Genomic DNA, 21,107 nt, shown 5'->3' with positions numbered 1-21,107 from the left:
GTCAAAAAATACATAAAACGATAGTCAACAGAAAGCTGAATTTTAGGTGTTGGTATCGAATAAATTTATACAGATTATAAGGTAGAATGGCGGGTTAATGCCCCAAATGCCTCGCTAAATCCCTTAACTTGCTCAGATAGTCGCTTAGACAGACGATGACAAGCAGGTGACAGGTGAACAGACCGGGGCTAAAAATTCGGTAGCGCGCCCCGCAAAACAGGGACGTGCCCACAATCAGTTAAATACAGGACAATACATGTTTGGTTTTCTACGTAGTTATTTTTCAAATGATCTGGCGATTGATCTGGGAACAGCCAACACGCTGATTTATGTTCGTAGCCAGGGTATCGTACTCGACGAACCATCCGTTGTGGCAATCCGCCAGGAAGGCGGCCCTAACGGCAAAAAAACCATCCAGGCGGTGGGTAAAGAAGCCAAGCAGATGCTGGGCAAGGTGCCTGGCAATATTGAAGCCATTCGCCCGATGAAAGATGGCGTGATTGCCGACTTCACCGTCACCGAGCAGATGCTCAAGCAATTCATCCGCATGGTACACGATACCAAATTTTTCAAACCTTCGCCGCGTATCATCATTTGCGTACCTTGCGGCTCTACCCAGGTTGAGCGTCGTGCGATTCGTGAATCGGCACTGGGTGCCGGTGCTTCCCAGGTTTACCTGATTGAAGAGCCGATGGCTGCTGCGATCGGTGCCGGCCTGCCGGTCTCTGAAGCGACGGGTTCCATGGTGGTTGATATCGGTGGCGGTACGACTGAAGTCGGTATTATTTCCCTGGGTGGCATGGTCTACAAGGGTTCGGTACGTGTTGGTGGTGACAAGTTTGATGAAGCCATCGTCAATTACATCCGCCGCAATTACGGCATGTTGATCGGTGAGCAAACCGCAGAAGCGATCAAAAAAGCAATCGGCTCGGCTTTCCCTGGCTCCGAAGTCAAGGAAATGGAAGTCAAGGGACGTAATCTGTCCGAAGGTATCCCGCGTTCTTTCACCATCTCCAGTAACGAAATTCTGGAAGCGCTGACAGATCCGTTGAACAACATCGTATCCGCCGTTAAAAATGCGCTGGAACAGACACCGCCAGAACTGGGCGCAGATATTGCCGAAAAAGGCATGATGCTGACCGGTGGTGGCGCACTCTTGCGCGATCTGGACCGTCTGTTGATGGAAGAGACCGGTTTGCCAGTGATTGTGGCAGAAGACCCGCTGACTTGCGTGGTGCGCGGTTCTGGCATGGCTCTGGAGCGCATGGATAAACTGGGTTCGATTTTTTCATACGAATAAGCAGTCGCATGTGGGGGCCAGGTCAGTCGATAAACTGTCTGCTTCCCCTGTGTCATTGCCAAGACGTGATAAGGGCCGCTGTAGCGGTTCTGACCAACTGAAAAAACCTCGATCAGGCTATTTCTGCTTATAAAAACTGGTTAACGCTGGTTATTGAGAATCACCGGTAAAGTATGGATTACAGCCCACCACCACTCTTCAAGCAAGGCGCGTCTGCCCGCGCCAGAGTGGTCTTCTTCGCCGTCCTGGCGATTTTTCTTCTGGTTGTCGATTCCCGTCTTAAATCACTGACTTTGGCCAGGCAAGTGCTGGGCACGGTGCTGTATCCTGTGCAGATGATAGCGGTCATGCCGCGTGATACAGTCAAGCGCGTTTCTGATTACTTTGTGTCGGTAACCGCACTGGAAAAAGAAAATGCCCAGTTGCGCCGGCAACAGACGCAAAATGCAGATAGCCTGCAACAAAGCACACAACTGCTGGCAGAAAATAATCATTTCCGCAAACTGCTGGAAGCGCGTGAACGCCTGCCCGTCAAATCCGTCATGGCTGAAATTATTTATGATGCCCGCGATCCGTCTACCCGCAAGGTGATTATTGATCGCGGTATCAAACATGGCGTAGCACTTGGCCAGCCCGTGATTGATGATCTCGGTGTGGTAGGGCAGGTCACCAGAGTGTTTCCATTGACGGCAGAAATCACTTTGCTGACCGATAAAAATCAGGCCATTCCGGTCCAGATCATCCGCAATGGTTTGCGTAGCGTTGCCTATGGACGCGGGCAATCCACTTACCTGGATATGCGCCTGACCGCCAATGCCGATATACAAAACGGTGATCAGTTGGTGACGTCCGGTATTGATGGTGTTTATCCTGCTGGTCTGGCTGTTGGCAAGGTGGTGCAAGTGGAAAACAAGGCGACCACTACCTTTGAAAATATCCTGTGTATTCCCGCTGCCGGCATTGACCGCAACAAACAGTTATTGGTGCTGATGGTGTCGACCGACAACTTGCCACGCCCTGATACAGAAGATATCCGGGCCAAGAAAGAAAAACTGAACCGCAAGGTGACGCGCGATGCCGCCGCACCTGCTTCTGATGTACGCCCGGTTGATCAGCCTTTCAACCAGCCGGCGAAAGATGCCGCGGCCAAGGATGTACCGGCCAAGGATGTGCCGGCCAAGGATGTGCCGCCAGCTCAACCAGCTAACCAGCCGCCCGTTAACCAGGCCAAAGAGCCGGCTGGCAAGGATCAGTCGGTTAAAAATGCGCCTGTTAAAGAAAGCCCCCCGGTAACCAGCAAGGAGAAAGGACAATGAACAGTCCCCATTACATACTGTTGCCAGTCAACCCGGTCTTCATTGCACTCAGTTTTGCAGTCGCCTTCTTCCTGAATTTTCTGCCCTGGGGTAACTGGATAGGCGTACCAGATTTCGTTGCTCTGGTACTGGTATTCTGGACCATCCATCAACCACGCAAGGTCGGCATCGGTGTGGCATTTGCCATGGGGCTGCTGATGGATGTGCATGATTCCATCAACCTTGGTGAAAACGCACTGGCTTACACCCTGCTTTCGTATTTTGCGATCATGATACACCGGCGTGTACTGTGGTTTCATCCACTCACCCAGTCGCTGCATGTCTTTCCGTTGTTTCTGTTTGCCCAGGTGGTGCAAGTAGTGGTGCGGTTACTGATAGCACCGAATTCCCATTTCGCAGGCTGGACCTATTTCCTCGTCAGTGTGGTGACTACCGCTTTGTGGCCAGTCGCCACCCTGCTGTTGCTGGCACCGCAAAAACGGGCGATTGATAAGGACGATACCCGTCCCATCTAGCGCTGTCATGGTGGCTTTGGCCGCTTCGCCAGTTGTACTGCACCTGTAAAGATAGTCCCACGTTGACCCTATGACCGAACTCAAGAACACGGAACGCGAACTACATTATTTCCGCATGCGCCTGCTTTTCATCGGCGTATTCGTGTTCCTGTGTTTTACCGCACTGATTTCCCGTTTTGTCTGGTTGCAGATCATCAAGCACAATGACTATGCCCTGCTGGCAGATGAAAACCGTATCGATATCGTACCCGTCGTACCCAATCGTGGTTTGATACTGGATCGCAATGGCATTATCCTGGCGCGTAATTACTCTGCCTATACGCTGGAAATCACCCCGTCCAAAATCCGCATGGATCTGGATGTGCTGATTGATCAACTGGCGGTGCTGGTCGATATACAGCCCAAGCACCGCAAGCGCTTTCGCAAGTTGCTGGAAGATTCCAAAAGCTTCGAAAGTCTGCCTATACGCACTCGCCTGACCGATGAAGAGGTAGCGCGTTTTACCGCGCAGCGTTTTCGTTATCCCGGTGTCGATATCCAGGCACGTCTGTTTCGTCAATATCCCCAGGGTGATTCAGCATCCCACGTCATAGGCTATATCGGTCGTATCAGTCCCAAAGATGCCGAGATCATCGATGAGATGGAAGATGCCGCCAACTACAATGGTACGGACTACATAGGCAAGGAAGGGCTGGAAAAAAGCTACGAAAAAATCCTGCACGGAAATACCGGCTTTGAAGAAGTCGAAGTATCGGCCGGCGGGCGTGCCGTCCGGGTATTGTCGCGTTCTGCACCGACCTCAGGGAAAAACCTGATCCTGTCCGTCGATATAGAACTGCAAAAAATCATAGAAGAAGCATTTGGCGAACGCCGTGGCGCACTGGTGGCGATAGAGCCAGAAACCGGCGATGTACTGGCTTTCGTGTCCAAACCCACCTATGACCCCAACCTGTTTGTCGAAGGGATCGATCAGCAAAGCTGGAATGAATTGAATACCTCGGAAGACAAACCCCTGCTGAACCGGCCACTGACTGGTGCCTATCCTCCGGGGTCCACCTACAAGCCCTTCATGGCACTGGCTGCACTGCAACTGGGCAAGCGCACAACAACGCAGGCGATTGCCGATCCGGGTTATTTCACTTTCGGTAACCATACTTTTAAAGATGATAAACCGGGTGGGCATGGCATGGTGGACATGTATCGCTCCATTGTCCAATCCTGCGACACCTATTACTACATGCTGGCGAATGATCTGACCGTGGATGTCATGCATGATTTCATGGCACCGTTTGGCTTTGGACAAAAGACCGGCATTGATCTGGAACATGAGCGTACCGGTTTGCTGCCTTCCACCGCATGGAAGCGTGCGGCATTCAAAAAACCGGAGCAAAAACGCTGGGTGCTGGGCGACACCATTTCCCTGGGTATCGGGCAGGGGCAAAATACTTTTACGCCTTTGCAAATGGCCCATGCAGTCGCGACCCTGGCCAACAATGGCGTGGTCATGAAACCGCATCTGGTCAAAATGACAGAAGATCCGCAAAGTCGCCAGCGGACGCTGACTGTACCCAAGGAAAGTTATCGCATCCCGCTTAAGCAGGAAAACATCGACTTCATCAAGAATGCCATGGTAGGCGTCACCAAGGAAGGTACATCGGCCAAAGTGTTTATGAATGCCGAATATGTATCCGGTGGCAAGACTGGTACCGCGCAGGTGGTCGGTATCAAGAAGGGCGAAACCTACAACGCCAAACGTATTACGGCACGCCACGTGGATCACTCTCTGTATATTGCGTTTGCTCCGGCAGACAAACCCAAGATTGCACTGGCGATTATTGTAGAAAATGGCGGTTTCGGGTCCGAAGCCGCAGCCCCTATCGTCCGCAAGGCGCTGGATTATTATTTACTGGGTAAACGTCCGCAGGACAAAGACAGCAAAGAGCATGTACCAGTACCTAAATCCCAGAGCGATATGGCCCTGTACCGTTCCGATGCCGAAATAAAAACGCCTGCCGAGCCCGACCCGGGACCGAAGCCCGGTGGTGAAACCAGCGGCAATAAGGATTGATCATGCAAAAACGCGGTATTAACTGGCATTTTATCCGTTCGCACATCCTCGTATTTGATGCGACGCTGGCGATTTTGATTTTCCTGATCATGTCCATCGGCATTATCACCCTGTATTCTGCCGGCATCGATTTTCCGGGGCGGGTGGAAGACCAGATGAGGAACATCCTGGTGTCCTTCGTCATCATGTGGATCATGGCGAACGTGCCGCCGCAAACCCTGATGCGCTTCGCCATTCCCATCTACACCTTTGGTATTGCCCTGTTACTGGCGGTTGCCGTTTTTGGTCTGGTCAAAAAAGGATCAAGGCGCTGGATCAATGTCGGCATGACCATACAGCCATCCGAGATGATGAAGATCGCCACACCGCTGATGCTGGCCTGGTATTTCCAGAAACGCGAAGGGGCCTTGCGCTGGCGCGATTTTGTAATTGCCGCCGTTATACTGGGCATACCGGTAGCACTGATCGCCAAGCAGCCTGATCTGGGAACTGCCATGCTGGTTGTTGCCGCCGGGTTTACCGTCGTGTTTTTGGCCGGGCTGTCATGGAAGTTCCTGATATCGCTAAGTCTCGCTGCTGCCGTGATCGTCCCTACCGTTGTGTGGCCCATGCTGCATGATTATCAGCGTGACCGTGTCCTGACCATGCTGGACCCGAACCGTGATCCGCTGGGCAAAGGTTTTCACATTATTCAGTCCACCATTGCCGTCGGGTCCGGGGGGTTGCATGGCAAGGGCTATCTGAAAGGCACCCAGTCCCATCTCGAGTTCATACCTGAACATACCACCGATTTCATTTTTGCCGTTTTTTCTGAAGAATTCGGTTTTGTCGGCAATGTGATCCTGGTCAGTCTGTATTTTCTATTGATCATACGTTGCCTGATGATTGCAGCGAATGCACCTACCATGTTTGCACGTTTGATGGCGGGTGCCGTGACCATGATATTCTTCACCTATGCCTTTGTGAACATGGGCATGGTAAGCGGTATTGTGCCAGTGGTTGGCGTACCCTTGCCCTTTATGAGTTATGGCGGCACGGCCCTGGTAACACTGGGCATGGGCCTGGGGATCATGATGAGTGTGCAACGTAATCGCAAGCTGGTGCAGACATGAAAGCAGTCTGGACGCAAAAATTCCGCCAGGGCAGCCTGCTGTCCGCCAGCCTGGTCTTGCTGGCGGCCTGTGGCAGCGCACCGAAACAACATGTCATCATTGCCGATAACCAGCGTCCGGCTACCAGTACCAAGCCGTCTGCCACCAATCAGACCACAACAGCGCCCAAAGCTGGTTCCGGAAAAGGTGCCTATTACAAGGATGACGGTCCTGGTGATAACACGCCAGAAGGGCTGGAAAACACGGTCGATCCCATACCCATGGTGGAAGATTTTTCCCGCTCAGGCAATAAACCGTATGTCGTATTCGGCAAAACCTATACGCCGATAGCAGATAACAACACACCCTTTGTACAGCGTGGCATAGGCAGCTGGTATGGCAAGAAATTCCATGGGCAGAAGACCTCTTCCGGTGAGTTGTATGACATGTATAAAATCACCGCTGCCCATCCTACCCTGCCGATTCCCTCGTATGCACGGGTCACCAATTTAAATAACGGCAAGCAGATTATCGTACGCATCAATGATCGTGGGCCTTTCCATGCCAGCCGCATTATTGATCTGTCGTACACCGCCGCGCTGAAGCTGGATGTCATTGGCAAGGGCAGTACCCAGATCGAAGTGGAACGCCTGTTGCCAGCAGATATAGAGCGAATGGCAGAAAACCGCAAGAACCAGCCAGCAGCAAGACCGGTCACTGTGCTTGCCACCAATGTGCCCGTATCAACGCAGGTACCGACGCCCGTACCGATGCCCGTACCGATGCCGGTACCAGCGTCGATACGGGAAGAAACCGTCGCGCGGCCAGCAGAAAAAGCCGCCAGCATGACCATGGAAGAATTGCTGGCAGCGCAGGAAAGCCGCCCGGTAGAAAAATTACCGGCACCAGTCACCCAGGTGGCAGCAGCGGGCAGTGCCTATTACATACAGTTTGGTGCCTATGCGATACGCGCCAATGCCGAATCCATCATGGGCCATTTGAAGGGCCGGGCTACCAGCTTGCTGCCGGGCTTTGATATCGTTCAGCAGGGTAGCCTTTACCGTCTGGTCAGCGGACCATTCAATAGCCGCTCTGAAGCCAATGCTGCGATTGCCCAGGCCGGTGAACTGGGTGTAGGTCGCCCCATGGTAGTGCAGCGCTAGGCTATGTGAAGAGTTGGAAGAGTAGTAAGAGAGCAGGTTCAGCTCTCTTCTGCTCCCTGTTTCATTTCCAGCGCCATTTGATACAGGGCGTTCTTTTTTTGCCCCGTTAATTGTGCCGCCAGTGATGCTGCCTGTTTGACCGAGCATTCTTCCAGCAGGATAGTCAGTACACGCCGGGCTTCGGTCTGCTGATCATCTTCTGCTGCGACGGCGGCTTCGATCAGGATCACATATTCACCTTTTTCACGATGGCTGTCGGCGGCCAGCCAGGCTGCTGCTTCGCTCAATGGGCAACGATGGATTTCTTCGAACAGTTTGCTGACTTCACGCGCCAGCACGATGCGTCGTGCCGGGCCAAACATCGCCAGCATGGCTTGCACTGATTCAATGATGCGATGTGGTGCCTCATAAAAGATCAGGCTGGCAGCGACATGACTTACTTCACGTAGCGTGTTCTCGCGCTGACCGGCCTTGGCTGGCAAGAAACCGACAAAATAAAACCGGTCGTGGATCAGGCCACTGGCTGACAGCGCGCTGATAGCGGCTGAGGCACCAGGCAGTGGTGTGACAGGCAAACCCGCCAGTTTGATGGCATCGACGATTTTGGCACCGGGGTCAGAAACACCGGGCGTACCGGCATCCGATACCAGGGCGATGCGTTCGCCGGCCTGCAGGCGTTGCAGGATTTTCTCGGCCACTTCCCGTTCGTTATGCTGATGGGCAGCGATCAGTGGTTTGCTGATGCCGTAACGCCCCAGCAACTGCGCTGTATTGCGGGTATCTTCACAGGCAATCGCATCTGCCATTGATAGCAAATGCAGGGCACGTAAAGAAATATCCGCCACATTCCCAATTGGCGTGGCGACTACATATAATGTACCTGCCGGGTAATTTTGCCGGGTTACTGTTTCTATGATGCTGGCACTTGTGAACAGTGCGTTGTCAGTCGTGGTCATGCGCGCGCGTTCCTGTGCAAGAGAGAAGCTGCTGCAACTTGGCATGGTCAGTAATGACCGGCCACAGAATAGGGCAGTAGCTGATGTTTATTAAATCAATTTATCAGGATTGTACGCCAATGAGACCTACCCTGACCGCCGAAGACAAAGCAGGCCAGCAACAGGATGACCGTCGTACCAGTCGCCGTCGCAGTGGCGACGAGGCCGAAAACCAGGCCTTGCTGTATCTGCAAAAAGCGGGCTTGAAACTGGTGATGCAAAATTTTTCCTGCAAAGGTGGTGAAATTGACCTGATCATGCAAGATGGCGCAACACTGGTGTTTGTCGAAGTCAGAAAGCGTAGCTCCATGCAGTTTGGCGGTGCTGTGGCCAGCGTCACGCCTGCCAAACAAAGACGTATGGTACATGCGGCGCAGGTGTATCTGCTATCAAAAAAATCGCAGGCAGCCTGTCGTTTTGATTTGATTGCCATTGATGGCGACAGCCTCAACTGGTTGAAAAATATTATTGTGGCCTGAAGAATCGTTAAAAATGGCGACAAGTGCCATTAACAGGCAACAAATAAGTAAAAAACAGGCAATAAAACCTCGCTTCTGCTTGAATATATTCAGATTGCATCCATCTGCCGTTTCGTAATCGTGACATGAGCATCCCGCTTGTTCCCGTCCGGTAAAGTATCGGTGGACCCCTGGATTTGCGATAATTGCTTGGTCGGGCCCGGCCTGCCGTATAATTTGCCGCACTATGACAAACCAACGCATATTGGCGCACTTCCAGGAAAGTGCCGAATTAAAGATGAGGGCAGCAGCCGAACTGGCTCTGCCTATTTCTCAGGCCGTGGAACTCATGTTCCTGGCGCTGTCTAACGGTAACAAGATACTTGCCTGTGGCAATGGTGGTTCAGCCGCTGATTGCCAGCATTTTGCGGCTGAACTGGTGGGGAGGTTTGAACGTGAACGCTTGCCTTTACCGGCCATGGCATTGACGACCGACACTTCCATCATGACTGCTGTGGCGAATGATTACAGCTTTCAGGAAGTGTTTTCCAAGCAGGTGCAGGCATTCGGGCAGTCTGGCGATATTTTGCTGGCCCTGTCCACTTCCGGCAATTCTGCCAGTGTTGTAAATGCCGTTAACGCCGCGCTTGAACGGGACATGCGTGTGATTGCGCTGACTGGCAAGGGGGGTGGTGAAATCAGAAATATCCTGACTGAAGCAGACGTACATATATGCGTTCCACATGAGCGTACTGCACGTATTCAGGAAGTCCATTTATTGACTATACATTGTTTGTGTGACGGCATAGATGCCGCATTATTCGGAGGTGATGCAGATGAGTAAAAAAAACTGGAACAAGTTCGCCCGTCCCATGGCGATGATTGGCCTGTGCTGTGCTACAGCCATGAGCCTGCAAGGCTGTGTGGAAATGGTGGTTGGCAGTGCGGTAGTCGGCACCTTTGCGGCAACCGATCGCCGCACTTTTGGTGCGCAGACTGAAGACAAGGCGATTGTCATCAAAGGCGAGACCCGTATCCCGCGTTTGCTGGGCAAAAATGGCCATGTCAACGTCAATGCATTTAACCGCCGCGTCTTGCTGACCGGTGAAGTGGTGGATGAAAATGCCAAGGCCGCAGCAGAGCGCGAAATGCTCGCTGTAGAGGGTGTTGCTTCAGTCATGAATGAATTGCAGATTGGCGTTCCGTCTGATTTTTCCGCACGTTCCAACGATACGCTGCTGACCACCAAGGTCAAGGCAACCTTTGTTGACAACAAACAAGTGCAGGCGAATGCCATCAAGGTTGTTACTGAAGCGGGCGTCGTCTACCTGATGGGCAGGGTTACCCAGCGCGAAGGCAATCTGGCCGCCGATCTGTCCAGCAGCATCAGCGGCGTGCGCAAAGTGGTGAAAGTGTTTGAATACATTAGTGAAGCGGAATGGAAAGAATATCAGGCCACGCCCAACAAGACAGAAACCAGTAATTAATTGAACTTTTAAGCGAGCAAGACCGACATATTGTCGGTCTTGTTTTTTTGAAAGGAGGCGCAGTCTTCTTGCTGTAGTGCATGAAACTGCGCCGGCAAATCTTATTGCCCACATATGTACCTGCCTTTCATCCTTGACAGGAGACACCATGTTCGCATTGGTATTGCTGGTCGTTGCCGCCCTGTTGGTATTCTGGGTGATCGGTGTCTACAACCGCCTGATCTGTGCTCGCAATCATTTCAAGACTGCGTTTTCACCTGTTGATGCCTGCCTGAAACAGCGTTATGAGCTGATACCCAGCCTGGTCGAGGTTGCCAAAGGCTATATGAAGCATGAGCGCGAAACGCTGGAGGCTGTCATCACGGCGCGCAATCAGGCTGTGGCTGCAATTGCCAGGGTCAGTGCCGATCCATCCAAAGCCAGCGCCGTACAGCAACTGGCAACTGCCGAAGTGGCACTGATCGCCGCTCTGGCAAAAATGTATGCCTTGTCCCAGTCGTATCCCGACCTAAGAACCAATCCGCATATGATGCAACTCAGCGAAGAACTGAGCAATACTGAAAGCAAGATCGTGTTTTCACGCCAGGCCTACAATGACAGTGTCATACAGTACAACATCAGTATTGAACAGATGCCTGGCTCAGTGATTGCAAGGATGTTCTTCTTCCGCGCAGGCGCGCTGCTGTAAGCAAATGCGGGCCAGCGATGATGTCGCAGTCGGTTTTAAGTGCGGCCAACGATGGATGCGGTTGCCATCAATTCATCGATCAATGCCAGCAGGATCTTGCCTGACATGCGATGTGGGTCCAGCACCGGCAAAGGTGAATATTTCAACAGTATGGAGGGATTGATTTTCCCCATGTTGGCCTGACCCATAGTCCAGCCGGAATAACGGCGCTCAATGATTTCTTCATAATCGAGCAAAATCACATCCGTATGACGAGGATCGCGCAGGATATGGCCGTACAGCGTATTGACTGCATCACGACCGCCTTCCAGCACCTGCATGAAGACCTGGTCGCTGTGACAGAGCACACCGGTGATACCAAATTGTGGGTTGTGCAAACGCGACTGGCCGACTATGGATTGCACCATGTCGCAGATTTTATCGTCAACAGCGCGGCTGGCATAAAGTAGGCGTACTAGCATGGTCAATCCCGGTTAACGTTTGATCAGAGATAAAAATTCACGGCGCAGATTCGCATCCTTGAGGAAGGAACCGTGCATCACACTGTTAATCATGGCCGCATCCATGTCCTTGACACCACGCCAGTGCATGCAAAAGTGATCTGCTTCCATGACGACGGCAAGACCGTCGGGTTGCATTTTTGCCTGCAAGGCATCGGCCAGTTGCACCACGGCTTCTTCCTGTATCTGTGGACGGCTCATGACCCATTCGGCGATACGCGCATATTTTGACAGGCCAATCAGGTTCGAATGCTCATTCGGCATGACACCTATCCAGACCTTGCCGATAATCGGGCAAAGATGATGCGAGCAGGCGCTACGCACTGTGATCGGGCCGATGATCATCAACTCGTTCAGATGCGAGGCATTCGGGAATTCAGTGACTGCAGGCATGGGCACATAGCGCCCCTTGAAGACTTCCTGGATAAACATCTTTGCTACCCGTCTACCAGTGTCCTGGGTGTTGTGATCGCTTTCAGTGTCTATCACCAGGCTTTCCAGGACGGCGCGCAGTTTTTCTTCCACCTCCGCCTGTAATTCTTCCATTTCGCCAGCTTCGATAAAACGGGCAATATTGTCGTTGGCGTGAAAGCGTGTTTTGCTGGCCGTGATACGTTCACGGATGCGCTGTGAAACCGGGACGTTGACAGCTGTGTAAGCAAGGGTCGTATCGTTGGACATGCTGAAATAACCAGATATAAAAGGCTTATGGTAACTGAATTGCCGGATCAGCGTTGTTGGTACGGTCTGACAGCGCTTCACGCTCAGCCTTCCATTGCGGCAGGCATTGTGCGCAAAAACAACTGGCATCGGTCTTCAGTTTACCATCAGGCAAGCTGCTCAGAGCGATAGGTGGCAAGGCCGTGCACCAGCAAGGCTGGCCGGTCTGGTCTGCCATCGCGCAGGTGAATGCCGTCTGGCAGCGGGGACAAATGCTCATTCGCCGTCGTCCTGTTTGCCAGGCTCTGATGACGACAAGGTCCGCAAGGCAGATTGCCGCACGGCTTTGCGCATGAAGGACATTTGCCCATTGAAACTGGTGCAATAGTGGCAAATAGCCAGATGCATTTTCAATTTGCTACGTTCAGACAGGCTGAGTCGCCGATCCATACCTTCCGAAATAAGCTGGTGCGCCTGTTTGCAAGCGATAAATAATTGCATATGTTTTCCTCTGCTACTTGTGGCCGAACCAGTTCAGGTCCAGGCATTCGCGCAGCCGCAGACGTGCGCGATACAGTACTACCCAAAGATTAGACGTGGTCAGTTCCAATTCCTTACAAATTTCTTCTGTTTCCAGTTCCAGCCATTCGCGCATCATGAAGACCCGGGCAGTCTTGGCAGGCAAATTTTCAAGGCAGACTTCCAGTACGCGAAAAAAATCTTTTTGTTGTAAAGCCGCCTCTGGTGCACCCCAACTGGGCGGATTGCCGATGACGTGACCATTGGCATTAAATAAACTGTCTATCAGATCATCTTCAGATTCATCTTCTTTTGTTTCCAGCGGTTTTTCTTTTTTCAGGCTGCGCAGATGGTCGATGATCTTAAATTTAAGTATACCGGTGACGTAAGTACGCAATGAAGAATTACCGGCAAAGCTGTCCGGCTTTTCCAGCACAGCCAATAATGTTTCCTGAACGGCATCTTCGGCAGCGCTTTCATTACGCAATTGCAATTGTGCAAAGCGAAACAGGCCGGGACGCAAGGTTTCCAGCTGTTGATGCAGGTCGGTAATGGATGACATAAGGGATGACATATGAGATGACATGAGTTTCGTGACTGAATTGAAAAAGCTTTCTCTGCAATTCCTGTAAAATTCGGGGAATATTAAAAAACTTCCCCTATGATACCTTCAGGATACCGTCATTATGAGTGATTTGAATGCTAACACGGCAGAAACCCCGGCAGCCGAAGACAGACTGGCAGGCGTAGAGCCCGCCATCAAGGCCGAAATCCTGGCGGAAGCACTACCGTACATCCGTAAATTCCACGGCAAAACCATCGTCGTCAAATACGGCGGTAATGCCATGACCGAAGAACGCCTGAAACATGGCTTTGCCCGTGACGTCATCCTGCTCAAGCTGGTAGGCATGAACCCTGTCGTGGTCCACGGTGGTGGCCCGCAAATTGATAATGCGCTCAAGAAAATGGGCAAGCAGGGTACCTTCATCCAGGGCATGCGTATTACCGATGAAGAAACCATGGAAGTGGTTGAATGGGTACTTGGTGGCGAAGTCCAGCAGGATATCGTCATGCTGATCAATCATTATGGCGGCCAGGCTGTGGGTTTGACCGGTAAAGACGGTGGCTTGATCCGTGCCCGCAAGATGATGATGCCTGATCGTGAAAACCCGGGTGCCATGCTCGACATCGGTTTTGTCGGTGAAATTGATGCAATCAACCCGGCGGTAGTCAAAGCCTTGCAGGACGATGCCTTCATTCCCATCATTTCACCTATAGGTTTTGGCGAAGATGGTCAGGCTTATAATATCAATGCCGATCTGGTCGCTGGCAAGATTGCTGAAATCCTGAAGGCTGAAAAGCTGATCATGATGACGAATATCCCCGGTGTACTCGACAAGCAGGGCAATCTGGTCACCGACCTGTCTGCCCGTGAAATTGATGAAATGTTTGCCGATGGTACGATTTCTGGCGGCATGCTGCCAAAAATTTCGTCGGCACTGGATGCCGCCAAGTCTGGCGTGAACACCGTGCATATCATTGATGGCCGCATTGAACATTCGCTGCTGCTGGAAGTGCTGACCGAACAAGCCTTCGGCACCATGATACGCAGTCATTGATGCGTAGATTGTCAGTAGGCGGAGTGTCAGCCTGATGCGAAGACGCTCCGCGCCCCTGTGGCTGTTTGATCTCGACAATACCCTGCACAATGCGTCGCATGCGATTTTCCCGGCCATCAGCAGTAATATGAACGCCTTCCTGGCACGTGTGCTGGGTGATGGTGAAACACCGGCAGATCCTGATACGGTGAATGCCATACGGCAGCAATACTATGCCCGCTATGGCGTCACCATGCTGGGCATGGTCAGGCACCATGGTGTCCGGGCCGATGAATTTTTGCATGAAGTGCATCATTTCGACGACCTTGGCAGCATGATAAGGTATGAGCGTGGCCTGAAAAAGCTGCTGCGCCGCTTGCCGGGCAAGAAAATCCTGCTGACCAATGCGCCGCGTGCGTATTCGGGGCGGGTGCTCCGGCACATGGGCCTGCATCGTCATTTTGATGCCCATATACCGGTAGAAGCCATGCGCGTGCATGGTCAGCTACAACCCAAACCCTCGCGCCCCTACCTGCGCAAGCTTCTGGCTACCTATGGCAAACGGGCATCTGACTGTGTTCTGGTGGAAGACAGCATAGAAAACCTGCGTGCCGCCAAGCGGGAAGGGCTGCGTACGGTGTGGATAACTGGTTACACTCCAGCCCATCAGCTGAAAAAATCTGCTGCTTGTGCCGATGTGAAAGTAAAATCAGTCATGCAACTACCGCGCCAAAGCTATCGCCTGTTTGCGCGCTAATCCCCGGCGTTCTGCATCAGATTGAGCAGAAGCTTCATTTTTTTGCTGTTTCAGACACAGAATGCTGGCAAGGGGATTGCTTAGCTGCAAGCCAGTCTTTAAAATCCGCTGCGGCAGCGGTGGCATGTTGCCTGCCAGAATCTGATTCGCGTATTGGAACACTGGCATCTCTTAATTTACTTCTTACTGATAAAAACATGGCAAGCACCAAACCCGGCGAAAGAAAATTACAAATCCTCCAGACGCTGGCGGCCATGCTTGAACACCCCAAGGGTGAAAAAGTCACTACGGCAGCCCTGGCAGCCCGGGTGGAAGTGTCAGAAGCGGCACTGTATCGCCACTTTGCCAGCAAGGCCCAAATGTTTGAAGGCCTGATCGAATTCATCGAAGCCTCGATTTTCGGTTTGATCAACCAGATTTGCGAATCCCAGGACCAGGGCTTGATGCAGGCGCAGTCCATCAGCGGCATGTTGTTGAATTTTGCCGAAAAAAATCCAGGTATGACCCGTGTCCTGATTGGTGATGCACTGGTGAATGAAGATGAACGTCTTCAATTACGCATGAACCAGCTGGCCGAAAGGCTGGAAATGGCATTCCGTCAATCCCTGCGTCTGGCAGTTAGCCAGGGTTATCTGACAGAACCCGAAGTGCAGGCGCGTGCCAATCTCTTGTGCAGTTTTGTGATGGGACGCTGGCTGCGCTTTGCCAAGTCCGGTTTCAAACTATTGCCGACTGAGCTGGCGCCCATGCAAATCGCCCTGTTGCTGCGCTGACCGCTGACTGAGTTGAGTAGCGCTTAACACCGCTGCCTTGACTCAAATCAATTGCTGGTGCCATACTCGTTCGTCACGGTGTTCTGCAATCCGCAGGACTGTCATGCAGTACACTAAGCATCCATGAAACTGCCGGTTCGACCAGGACATTTATTCTTGTGGCGCGGTTGTGCACTGGTTATTTCGCCAGGCATAGATTCCACGCCGCATGCGCATTTTGCCCTGCAACTCAGTTATGGTCTGGACCGGCCATTTCGGGCACGGCTGTCACCTGACGAACCATGGATGGAAACCCGCAGTGCCTGTTTCGCTACCAATCGCAGCCACCAGATCGACAGCGATGGCGGCATGCTGGCCCATCTGTTCGTTGAATTGCCACGTACCAGCCAGACTGACTTTACCAGTCTGCAAGCAGCATTTGGACAGCATCCCGCCTTTGCCGCCATCGCTGCGACACTGGCGAACAAAGCGGCAGTGCTTGATATGCAGGGTGCGGGTGAGCTGCGGCTGGCCTGGCAGACATGTGCATTGCCAGACAGCTTGCTGACCACCAATTACGATGCTCGTATCAGCCAGGCGCTGGCCCACATCCATGCGCAAGGTGATCAGCAGTGCACAGGTGCCAGCCTGGCACGTCAGGTGCATTTGTCTGAAAGCCGCTTTACCCACTTATTCCGGCAGCAGACTGGCATGACGCTGTCGCGTTATCTGTTGTGGTCACGCATGCTGGATGCGGTGGCTTTTGTCGCCGAAGGGCAAAACATGACGGCCGCTGCCCATGAATCCGGGTTTGCCGATCTGGCCCATATGAGCCGTACCTTTCGCAGCATGATGGGGGTGGCACCCTCAGAATTACACAGGATGGCGATTGCGTTCAAGCGCGATGCTGTTTGATGGTTTAGTCTGGACAGTGCAAATATGCAATGCCATGCAGATGGACTGTTTTGAATGTTCTTGCTGCTGTGCATCAATATAAAACCAAAGGAGATCATCATGGAACCAGGTAGCCCGACAAACATCACCCCGACCACCCAGGCCAGACAGATAGACTTGCTATTGGCGAAATACAGCGAAAGTCATCTGAACCCGACCAATGAACTGATACATTGCGTTTGCGTACCCGCCATCGTCCTGTCTTTTCTGGGGCTGATCTGGGCCGCGCATCCACTGGCAGCAGTGCTGGTGACGGTCATATCCCTGGTCTATTACATGAGCTTGTCCATCAGTTTTGCTGTTGGAATGCTGGCCATGTCAGCCAGCATGTTGTGGATATTGTCACAATTGCCGCAGCAATGGGTATGGCAAATCTCGCTGGGAATTTTTGTCGTGGCATGGATAGGGCAATTCATTGGTCACAAGATAGAAGGCAAGAAACCTTCTTTCTTTGATGATCTGCGCTTTTTGCTGATAGGCCCGCTGTTTGTGCTGGGTGTTTTATATCGCCGTTTGCGTATTGCGTATTAGAACTCATTTCATAAATAGGGATGAGTGCGAGCAAGGCGATTCGGGATGCAGTGCAAGGCGCGTCGCGTAGCCAAGGCTGGTGCCTTGGCAAGCGGCGCAACGTAGCAATGCGCCCGAATCGCCAGCTCCCGAAGGGTTTGCCTCATAACGCGTGCTGGACTGCGTTGGACTCGTTGTCAATAGACCCGCTATTGACTGCCTCGTCCGCCTTGCCAGCCCACGTTATGACGCAAACGCATCTCACCCCTATTGATGAAATGAGTTCTAATCTGTCCTGGACTGGCGCTTGCGCTTCTAGTTGCCAGTCATACTTTTAATCCTGGATGGGTGGTGACGATTTCGGCAGGCCGCTACTGAACAGGCGCCAGGTATTGCGGCCTTCTGCCTTTGCTGCTTTCAGCGCAACGTCGGCATTGTGCAGGAACAGGCGTTGTTCCCTGGCATGCAGGGGGCAGCAAGCTACGCCGATGCTGGCGGTAATGACGATTTGCTTGCCGCGCAAGGTCATGGGCTGATGGATGGCCTGCACCAGGCGTTCGGCCAGGGTTTTTACCACATCCAGATTACCCACCTGCGGCATGATGACGGCAAATTCATCGCCATCCACGCGGCACAGGGTGTCGGTACTGCGCAAGACCGCGCACAGGCGGTTGGCCATGGTTGTCAGGATCAGGTCGCCTGCATCATAACCAAAACTCTCGCTCAGGCCCTTGAAGTGGTCAAGGTCAATAAACATTAGGGCTGCCAGTTCATCGCTGGCAACGGCATCATCCAGGCAATTGGTCAGCAATCTGTGGAAATAATGGCGGTTTGGTAATTTGGTCAGGCTGTCGTGGTTGTTCAGTATGGCCAGGCGACTATCGGCCTCGCTACGTTCGCGGGCTTCACTTTGCATATCATTTTCCCAGGCTTCCATGCGCGCCAGCACCAGGTTGAAATGCATGTTCAGGCTGCCAAAATCATGCTCAGGATCTTGCGGTGCACGCAGGCTGTAATCGCCCAGGGTTGAGACTTTTTCCGCGATGACAGTCAGGGCCATGATGGGATGCAGCTCCTGTAACTGCTTTTGTGTCAGCCAGTAAGCTGCGGCTAAGGTCATCAACACAGAAATGAAACCACCTGCCAGCAGAAAAATCAGCATATGCTGATGCAGTGGATGGCTGCTGCCATACAGCAGCACCTGACCAATGACAGCGCTGCCGCTGGTGATGGGGGCTACTGCCATGATATAGCCGGAATAGTATTCTGAGCGATGGCGCCTGACCAGAGTAACCGGGCTGAACTCGCTGGTTTTAATCAACTGCCCCTGGATATTCCAGGCCAGTGTGGCCTGACCATTGCGGTCATACACCGTGGCACTTTGCATGTCCTGGGTATTGGTGGCATTCAACAGCATATTCTGTAGCTGGCGGGTATCGCCGCTTGCCATGGCATCAGCCATATTGCTGGCCAGGGTATCTGCCTTATACATGGTTTCCGTGCGTATGCTGGCCAGCATCAGATACGTGGACAGGCCCAGCATCAATAACAGTACGACCAGCATGGATATTGCCATCACGATCAGATTCTGGCGAAATATTTTTTTTGCCAGTGGCAATCTGAAAAAAGCATTTTGCATGGATGGAAGGGAAGTCCGAAATTGTTCAGGGGAAATCATCAATGAGCGACTATACCTTTGTGGCACAGCAATGTCATATAAAAATGCTGGAGTTGCCAGTCACTATCTTTGACATCGTCCAGCTATCGGCAGGCACACTGAAAAAGCAGTACATGCACAAGTCCGCGTCTGCGGGTAAACTGCGCCTCATCTCTTCCTTGGCCTGAAAAAGCGTGTCAGATTTTCCCAACAATATTGCATTGCCCTTTCCTTTGCCGCTGGCGGGGGAATGTTTTGCCCTGCTTGATGATGCCCAAGCCCGGACTGCTCAGTCGCGCCTGTACACGGGCCTGCAAGCCAGGCTGTCATGCCGTTCCAAAGAAGAGTGGCCCCGTTTATGGCAGGATACCCAGGCAGCATTGCAACAGGGCTGCTTTGCCGTGGCCCTTTTGTCTTATGAAACCGGGGCGCAGTTGCAGGACATTGCGCCCCGTACCGGGCAGGCACATTCCCAGATATTACTGTTCCGGCACTGTCATGTACTTACCTCGGCACAGGTGCAGGATTTCCTGAGTGCCCAGTCGGTGGCTGGTGCCATGCCTGATAGTGGTGACATTGCCGGCATTGCTGCTGTCCATGCCAATGTTGATGCGACGCAGTTTGATGCCGACATAGCCAGCATACTTGCCTATATTGCAGCGGGTGATACCTATCAGGTGAATTACACCTATCGCCTGCATTTTGATACCTATGGCTCCCCCCTGGCTTTGTACCAACGCCTGCGGCTGCGTCAGCCTGTGCCTTATGGGGCGCTGATTTGTATGCCGGATGGTGAAGCTGTCCTGTCATTTTCGCCGGAATTATTTGTGCGCCATGAGCAGGGGCAGTTGCTGGCCAGACCTATGAAAGGCACCGCCGCAGCCAGTGGCGATGCCGATGAAGACCAGCGTCTTGCCGCTGCCCTGGCGGCCGACAGCAAGAACCGTGCAGAAAATCTGATGATCGTGGATTTGCTGCGCAATGACCTGGGTCGCATTGCCGCTACCGGCTCCGTCACGGTCCCCGCCCTGTTTGAAGTCAGCCGCTTTTCCAGCGTGTTACAAATGACATCGACGGTGCAGGCACAATTGCGGGATGGTCTGGGCCTGACCGAGATTCTGACTGCGCTCTTTCCCTGTGGTTCGATTACTGGTGCACCCAAGCGCCGTACCATGCAAATTATTCGTGAGCTGGAGAGCGAGGCGCGCGGTTTGTACACCGGTGCCATAGGTTGGTTTGACCCGCCGCAAGCCCATGCAGCGCTGGGAGATTTTTGCCTGTCGGTGCCGATAAGGACTTTGCAATTGCAGGCGCCATCAGTACCGCAGATAAACGGCGTACGCCGTGGGGTGCTGGGTGTCGGCGCCGGGATTGTGTATGACAGCGTGGCGCAGGAAGAATTTGCCGAATGCCATCTGAAAGCCAGTTTTCTGACGGGTTTGCCGGCGCAATTTGAACTGTTTGAAACCATGCATGCCAGCCGTGAAGATGGCTGCCGCCATATTGATCGCCATCTGCAACGCTTGCGAACGTCGGCCAGCTATTTTGGTTTTGCCTGGGATGATGCCCTGATACGGCAGCGCATAGCGGAAGCCTGTCAGCAACTGCCAGCAGCGCAGGCCTGCCGGTTGCGGCTGGCGATCGATGCCAGACTGGGTATTAAATTGAGCAGTGGAGTGTTATCCCCGCTGCCAGCCAGGCCGGCAGTCATGCTGGCGACTACAACAACGCGCGGCGATGACCTGTTTTTACGCCACAAGAGCAGCGTACGCCAGCAGTATGATGCCGCCTGGCAGGCTGCCGAGCAACAGGGGGCTTTTGATATGCTGTTCTTCAATGAAAATGCCAGACTGACTGAGGGCGGACGCAGCAGCGTGCTGCTGAAAAAAAATGGCCTATGGCTGACCCCGCCCGTCAGCGACGGTGTCTTGCCGGGGATCATGCGCGCAGTCTTGCTGGATGACCCGGAATTCGGCTTGCGCGAATCCAGTCTGGTGCTGGACGATTTGTTGAATGCCGAAAAGATCATGCTGTGCAATGCCCTGCGTGGTGCCTTTGAAGTCGAATTGCTGCGTTGATCGTTAGTTGATCACGGCAGGTTTTAACGCAATCTGCTGGA

Annotated in this window: 25 protein-coding genes; 17 read left to right on the top strand and 8 right to left on the bottom strand. The window is 52.8% G+C overall.

Translation table 11 applies throughout. From position 1 onward, the window contains the following. Nucleotides 1–256 precede the first annotated feature (256 nt). From ACO0LK_RS04060 to ACO0LK_RS04035, 6 genes are all read left to right on the top strand, one after another. Nucleotides 257–1,300 carry a rod shape-determining protein gene (locus ACO0LK_RS04060; RefSeq protein ID WP_110256286.1) on the top strand — a complete coding sequence of 348 codons (1,044 nt, stop codon included), beginning with the start codon at nt 257–259 and terminating at the stop codon, nt 1,298–1,300. Between the two features lie 173 nt (nt 1,301–1,473). Continuing rightward, a complete protein-coding gene (mreC, locus tag ACO0LK_RS04055) occupies nt 1,474–2,616 on the top strand; it encodes a rod shape-determining protein MreC (RefSeq protein ID WP_422972415.1) in 1,143 nt (380 codons plus the stop codon). Beyond that, complete coding sequence (mreD, locus tag ACO0LK_RS04050) at nt 2,613–3,131, top strand: rod shape-determining protein MreD (protein WP_422972413.1); 519 nt, start codon at nt 2,613–2,615, stop codon at nt 3,129–3,131. The genes mreC and mreD overlap by 4 nt, the downstream gene beginning before the upstream one ends. Before the next feature lie 70 nt (nt 3,132–3,201). Beyond that, nucleotides 3,202–5,199 (top strand): penicillin-binding protein 2, encoded by a 1,998-nt coding sequence (gene mrdA / locus ACO0LK_RS04045; protein ID WP_422972411.1) that lies wholly within the window; start codon nt 3,202–3,204, stop codon nt 5,197–5,199. Nucleotides 5,200–5,201: 2 nt separating this feature from the next. Further along, the gene (rodA, locus tag ACO0LK_RS04040) at nt 5,202–6,311 is read left to right on the top strand and encodes a rod shape-determining protein RodA (RefSeq protein WP_422972409.1); all 1,110 of its coding nucleotides are present in this window, start codon (nt 5,202–5,204) and stop codon (nt 6,309–6,311) included. Continuing rightward, nucleotides 6,308–7,453, top strand: coding sequence for a septal ring lytic transglycosylase RlpA family protein (locus ACO0LK_RS04035; RefSeq protein WP_422972407.1), 1,146 nt, complete (start codon nt 6,308–6,310; stop codon nt 7,451–7,453). The genes rodA and ACO0LK_RS04035 overlap by 4 nt, the downstream gene beginning before the upstream one ends. A gap of 38 nt (nt 7,454–7,491) precedes the next feature. On the opposite strand, the gene rsmI is transcribed toward ACO0LK_RS04035, so the two are convergent. Continuing rightward, nucleotides 7,492–8,409, bottom strand: a complete 918-nt coding sequence (gene rsmI / locus ACO0LK_RS04030) for a 16S rRNA (cytidine(1402)-2'-O)-methyltransferase (protein WP_422972405.1) — start codon at nt 8,407–8,409, stop codon at nt 7,492–7,494. A 119-nt stretch (nt 8,410–8,528) separates the two neighbouring features. Between rsmI and ACO0LK_RS04025 the strand changes: the two genes are divergently transcribed. The 4 genes from ACO0LK_RS04025 (at nt 8,529) to ACO0LK_RS04010 (ending at nt 11,081) form a co-directional block, all read left to right on the top strand. Next, the gene (locus tag ACO0LK_RS04025) at nt 8,529–8,927 is read left to right on the top strand and encodes a YraN family protein (RefSeq protein WP_422972403.1); all 399 of its coding nucleotides are present in this window, start codon (nt 8,529–8,531) and stop codon (nt 8,925–8,927) included. 226 nt (nt 8,928–9,153) lie between these two features. After that, nucleotides 9,154–9,750 (top strand): phosphoheptose isomerase, encoded by a 597-nt coding sequence (locus tag ACO0LK_RS04020; RefSeq protein ID WP_422972401.1) that lies wholly within the window; start codon nt 9,154–9,156, stop codon nt 9,748–9,750. After that, nucleotides 9,743–10,393, top strand: a complete 651-nt coding sequence (locus ACO0LK_RS04015) for a BON domain-containing protein (RefSeq protein WP_422972399.1) — start codon at nt 9,743–9,745, stop codon at nt 10,391–10,393. Before ACO0LK_RS04020 ends, ACO0LK_RS04015 begins: the two co-directional genes overlap by 8 nt. 148 nt (nt 10,394–10,541) lie before the next feature. Next, nucleotides 10,542–11,081 carry a LemA family protein gene (locus tag ACO0LK_RS04010; RefSeq protein WP_422972397.1) on the top strand — a complete coding sequence of 180 codons (540 nt, stop codon included), beginning with the start codon at nt 10,542–10,544 and terminating at the stop codon, nt 11,079–11,081. Nucleotides 11,082–11,116: 35 nt separating this feature from the next. Here the strand turns inward: ACO0LK_RS04010 and ACO0LK_RS04005 are convergent, their stop codons facing one another. From ACO0LK_RS04005 to ACO0LK_RS03985, 5 genes are read right to left on the bottom strand one after another with little or no spacing between them, the layout of a single operon-like run. Continuing rightward, complete coding sequence (locus ACO0LK_RS04005; RefSeq protein ID WP_186947903.1) at nt 11,117–11,542, bottom strand: BLUF domain-containing protein; 426 nt, start codon at nt 11,540–11,542, stop codon at nt 11,117–11,119. 12 nt (nt 11,543–11,554) lie between these two features. Continuing rightward, on the bottom strand, nt 11,555–12,262 hold the full coding sequence (gene folE / locus ACO0LK_RS04000) for a GTP cyclohydrolase I (protein ID WP_422972394.1): 708 nt from the start codon (nt 12,260–12,262) through the stop codon (nt 11,555–11,557). A 25-nt stretch (nt 12,263–12,287) separates the two neighbouring features. Next, nucleotides 12,288–12,521, bottom strand: coding sequence for a cysteine-rich CWC family protein (locus ACO0LK_RS03995; RefSeq protein WP_422972392.1), 234 nt, complete (start codon nt 12,519–12,521; stop codon nt 12,288–12,290). Beyond that, nucleotides 12,518–12,742 carry a zf-HC2 domain-containing protein gene (locus tag ACO0LK_RS03990; RefSeq protein WP_422972390.1) on the bottom strand — a complete coding sequence of 75 codons (225 nt, stop codon included), beginning with the start codon at nt 12,740–12,742 and terminating at the stop codon, nt 12,518–12,520. The genes ACO0LK_RS03995 and ACO0LK_RS03990 overlap by 4 nt, the downstream gene beginning before the upstream one ends. Before the next feature lie 13 nt (nt 12,743–12,755). Beyond that, nucleotides 12,756–13,334, bottom strand: coding sequence for a sigma-70 family RNA polymerase sigma factor (locus ACO0LK_RS03985; RefSeq protein WP_422972388.1), 579 nt, complete (start codon nt 13,332–13,334; stop codon nt 12,756–12,758). A gap of 112 nt (nt 13,335–13,446) precedes the next feature. Between ACO0LK_RS03985 and argB the strand changes: the two genes are divergently transcribed. Together argB and ACO0LK_RS03975 are read left to right on the top strand one after the other, a co-directional pair. Continuing rightward, the gene (argB, locus tag ACO0LK_RS03980; RefSeq protein WP_422972386.1) at nt 13,447–14,379 is read left to right on the top strand and encodes an acetylglutamate kinase; all 933 of its coding nucleotides are present in this window, start codon (nt 13,447–13,449) and stop codon (nt 14,377–14,379) included. Nucleotides 14,380–14,413: 34 nt separating this feature from the next. Then, on the top strand, nt 14,414–15,115 hold the full coding sequence (locus ACO0LK_RS03975) for a pyrimidine 5'-nucleotidase (protein WP_422972384.1): 702 nt from the start codon (nt 14,414–14,416) through the stop codon (nt 15,113–15,115). Between the two features lie 34 nt (nt 15,116–15,149). Here the strand turns inward: ACO0LK_RS03975 and ACO0LK_RS03970 are convergent, their stop codons facing one another. Then, nucleotides 15,150–15,314 carry a hypothetical protein gene (locus tag ACO0LK_RS03970; protein WP_422972382.1) on the bottom strand — a complete coding sequence of 55 codons (165 nt, stop codon included), beginning with the start codon at nt 15,312–15,314 and terminating at the stop codon, nt 15,150–15,152. Here ACO0LK_RS03970 and slmA point away from each other — a divergent pair. From slmA to ACO0LK_RS03955, 3 genes are all read left to right on the top strand, one after another. Beyond that, nucleotides 15,313–15,888, top strand: coding sequence for a nucleoid occlusion factor SlmA (gene slmA, locus ACO0LK_RS03965; protein ID WP_186947898.1), 576 nt, complete (start codon nt 15,313–15,315; stop codon nt 15,886–15,888). The two genes, ACO0LK_RS03970 and slmA, sit on opposite strands and share 2 nt — an antisense overlap. A gap of 123 nt (nt 15,889–16,011) precedes the next feature. Next, the gene (locus ACO0LK_RS03960; RefSeq protein ID WP_422972380.1) at nt 16,012–16,782 is read left to right on the top strand and encodes a helix-turn-helix transcriptional regulator; all 771 of its coding nucleotides are present in this window, start codon (nt 16,012–16,014) and stop codon (nt 16,780–16,782) included. Nucleotides 16,783–16,881: 99 nt separating this feature from the next. Continuing rightward, the gene (locus tag ACO0LK_RS03955; RefSeq protein WP_422972378.1) at nt 16,882–17,352 is read left to right on the top strand and encodes a DUF962 domain-containing protein; all 471 of its coding nucleotides are present in this window, start codon (nt 16,882–16,884) and stop codon (nt 17,350–17,352) included. 313 nt (nt 17,353–17,665) lie between these two features. Here ACO0LK_RS03955 and ACO0LK_RS03950 read toward each other — a convergent pair whose 3' ends face one another. Beyond that, entirely contained in the window at nt 17,666–18,970 is a 1,305-nt protein-coding gene (locus ACO0LK_RS03950; protein ID WP_422972376.1) for a diguanylate cyclase domain-containing protein, read from the bottom strand. Nucleotides 18,971–19,011: 41 nt separating this feature from the next. Between ACO0LK_RS03950 and ACO0LK_RS03945 the strand changes: the two genes are divergently transcribed. Both ACO0LK_RS03945 and pabB read left to right on the top strand, forming a co-directional pair. Continuing rightward, entirely contained in the window at nt 19,012–19,176 is a 165-nt protein-coding gene (locus tag ACO0LK_RS03945; RefSeq protein ID WP_422972374.1) for a hypothetical protein, read from the top strand. A gap of 6 nt (nt 19,177–19,182) precedes the next feature. Then, nucleotides 19,183–21,066: an aminodeoxychorismate synthase component I gene (gene pabB, locus ACO0LK_RS03940; RefSeq protein WP_422972372.1), complete on the top strand. Its 1,884-nt coding sequence runs from the start codon at nt 19,183–19,185 to the stop codon at nt 21,064–21,066. Nucleotides 21,067–21,107 lie beyond the last annotated feature (41 nt).

Origin of the sequence: Undibacterium sp. Ji49W (genome assembly GCF_049340205.1) — a bacterium.
Taxonomy (GTDB): domain Bacteria; phylum Pseudomonadota; class Gammaproteobacteria; order Burkholderiales; family Burkholderiaceae_D; genus Undibacterium.
This window is presented reverse-complemented; position numbering and strand designations above follow the sequence as displayed.

Excerpts from the sequence above, each read along its gene's own strand:
- ACO0LK_RS04060 (WP_110256286.1), top strand. The coding sequence starts at position 257 with ATGTTTGGTTTTCTACGTAGTTATTTTTCAAATGATCTGGCGATTGAT.
- mreC (WP_422972415.1), top strand. The coding sequence starts at position 1,474 with ATGGATTACAGCCCACCACCACTCTTCAAGCAAGGCGCGTCTGCCCGC.
- mreD (WP_422972413.1), top strand. The coding sequence starts at position 2,613 with ATGAACAGTCCCCATTACATACTGTTGCCAGTCAACCCGGTCTTCATT.
- mrdA (WP_422972411.1), top strand. The coding sequence starts at position 3,202 with ATGACCGAACTCAAGAACACGGAACGCGAACTACATTATTTCCGCATG.
- rodA (WP_422972409.1), top strand. The coding sequence starts at position 5,202 with ATGCAAAAACGCGGTATTAACTGGCATTTTATCCGTTCGCACATCCTC.
- ACO0LK_RS04035 (WP_422972407.1), top strand. The coding sequence starts at position 6,308 with ATGAAAGCAGTCTGGACGCAAAAATTCCGCCAGGGCAGCCTGCTGTCC.
- rsmI (WP_422972405.1), bottom strand. The coding sequence starts at position 8,409 with ATGACCACGACTGACAACGCACTGTTCACAAGTGCCAGCATCATAGAA.
- ACO0LK_RS04025 (WP_422972403.1), top strand. The coding sequence starts at position 8,529 with ATGAGACCTACCCTGACCGCCGAAGACAAAGCAGGCCAGCAACAGGAT.
- ACO0LK_RS04020 (WP_422972401.1), top strand. The coding sequence starts at position 9,154 with ATGACAAACCAACGCATATTGGCGCACTTCCAGGAAAGTGCCGAATTA.
- ACO0LK_RS04015 (WP_422972399.1), top strand. The coding sequence starts at position 9,743 with ATGAGTAAAAAAAACTGGAACAAGTTCGCCCGTCCCATGGCGATGATT.
- ACO0LK_RS04010 (WP_422972397.1), top strand. The coding sequence starts at position 10,542 with ATGTTCGCATTGGTATTGCTGGTCGTTGCCGCCCTGTTGGTATTCTGG.
- ACO0LK_RS04005 (WP_186947903.1), bottom strand. The coding sequence starts at position 11,542 with ATGCTAGTACGCCTACTTTATGCCAGCCGCGCTGTTGACGATAAAATC.
- folE (WP_422972394.1), bottom strand. The coding sequence starts at position 12,262 with ATGTCCAACGATACGACCCTTGCTTACACAGCTGTCAACGTCCCGGTT.
- ACO0LK_RS03995 (WP_422972392.1), bottom strand. The coding sequence starts at position 12,521 with ATGAGCATTTGTCCCCGCTGCCAGACGGCATTCACCTGCGCGATGGCA.
- ACO0LK_RS03990 (WP_422972390.1), bottom strand. The coding sequence starts at position 12,742 with ATGCAATTATTTATCGCTTGCAAACAGGCGCACCAGCTTATTTCGGAA.
- ACO0LK_RS03985 (WP_422972388.1), bottom strand. The coding sequence starts at position 13,334 with ATGTCATCCCTTATGTCATCCATTACCGACCTGCATCAACAGCTGGAA.
- argB (WP_422972386.1), top strand. The coding sequence starts at position 13,447 with ATGAGTGATTTGAATGCTAACACGGCAGAAACCCCGGCAGCCGAAGAC.
- ACO0LK_RS03975 (WP_422972384.1), top strand. The coding sequence starts at position 14,414 with ATGCGAAGACGCTCCGCGCCCCTGTGGCTGTTTGATCTCGACAATACC.
- slmA (WP_186947898.1), top strand. The coding sequence starts at position 15,313 with ATGGCAAGCACCAAACCCGGCGAAAGAAAATTACAAATCCTCCAGACG.
- ACO0LK_RS03970 (WP_422972382.1), bottom strand. The coding sequence starts at position 15,314 with ATGTTTTTATCAGTAAGAAGTAAATTAAGAGATGCCAGTGTTCCAATA.
- ACO0LK_RS03960 (WP_422972380.1), top strand. The coding sequence starts at position 16,012 with ATGAAACTGCCGGTTCGACCAGGACATTTATTCTTGTGGCGCGGTTGT.
- ACO0LK_RS03955 (WP_422972378.1), top strand. The coding sequence starts at position 16,882 with ATGGAACCAGGTAGCCCGACAAACATCACCCCGACCACCCAGGCCAGA.
- ACO0LK_RS03950 (WP_422972376.1), bottom strand. The coding sequence starts at position 18,970 with ATGCAAAATGCTTTTTTCAGATTGCCACTGGCAAAAAAAATATTTCGC.
- ACO0LK_RS03945 (WP_422972374.1), top strand. The coding sequence starts at position 19,012 with ATGAGCGACTATACCTTTGTGGCACAGCAATGTCATATAAAAATGCTG.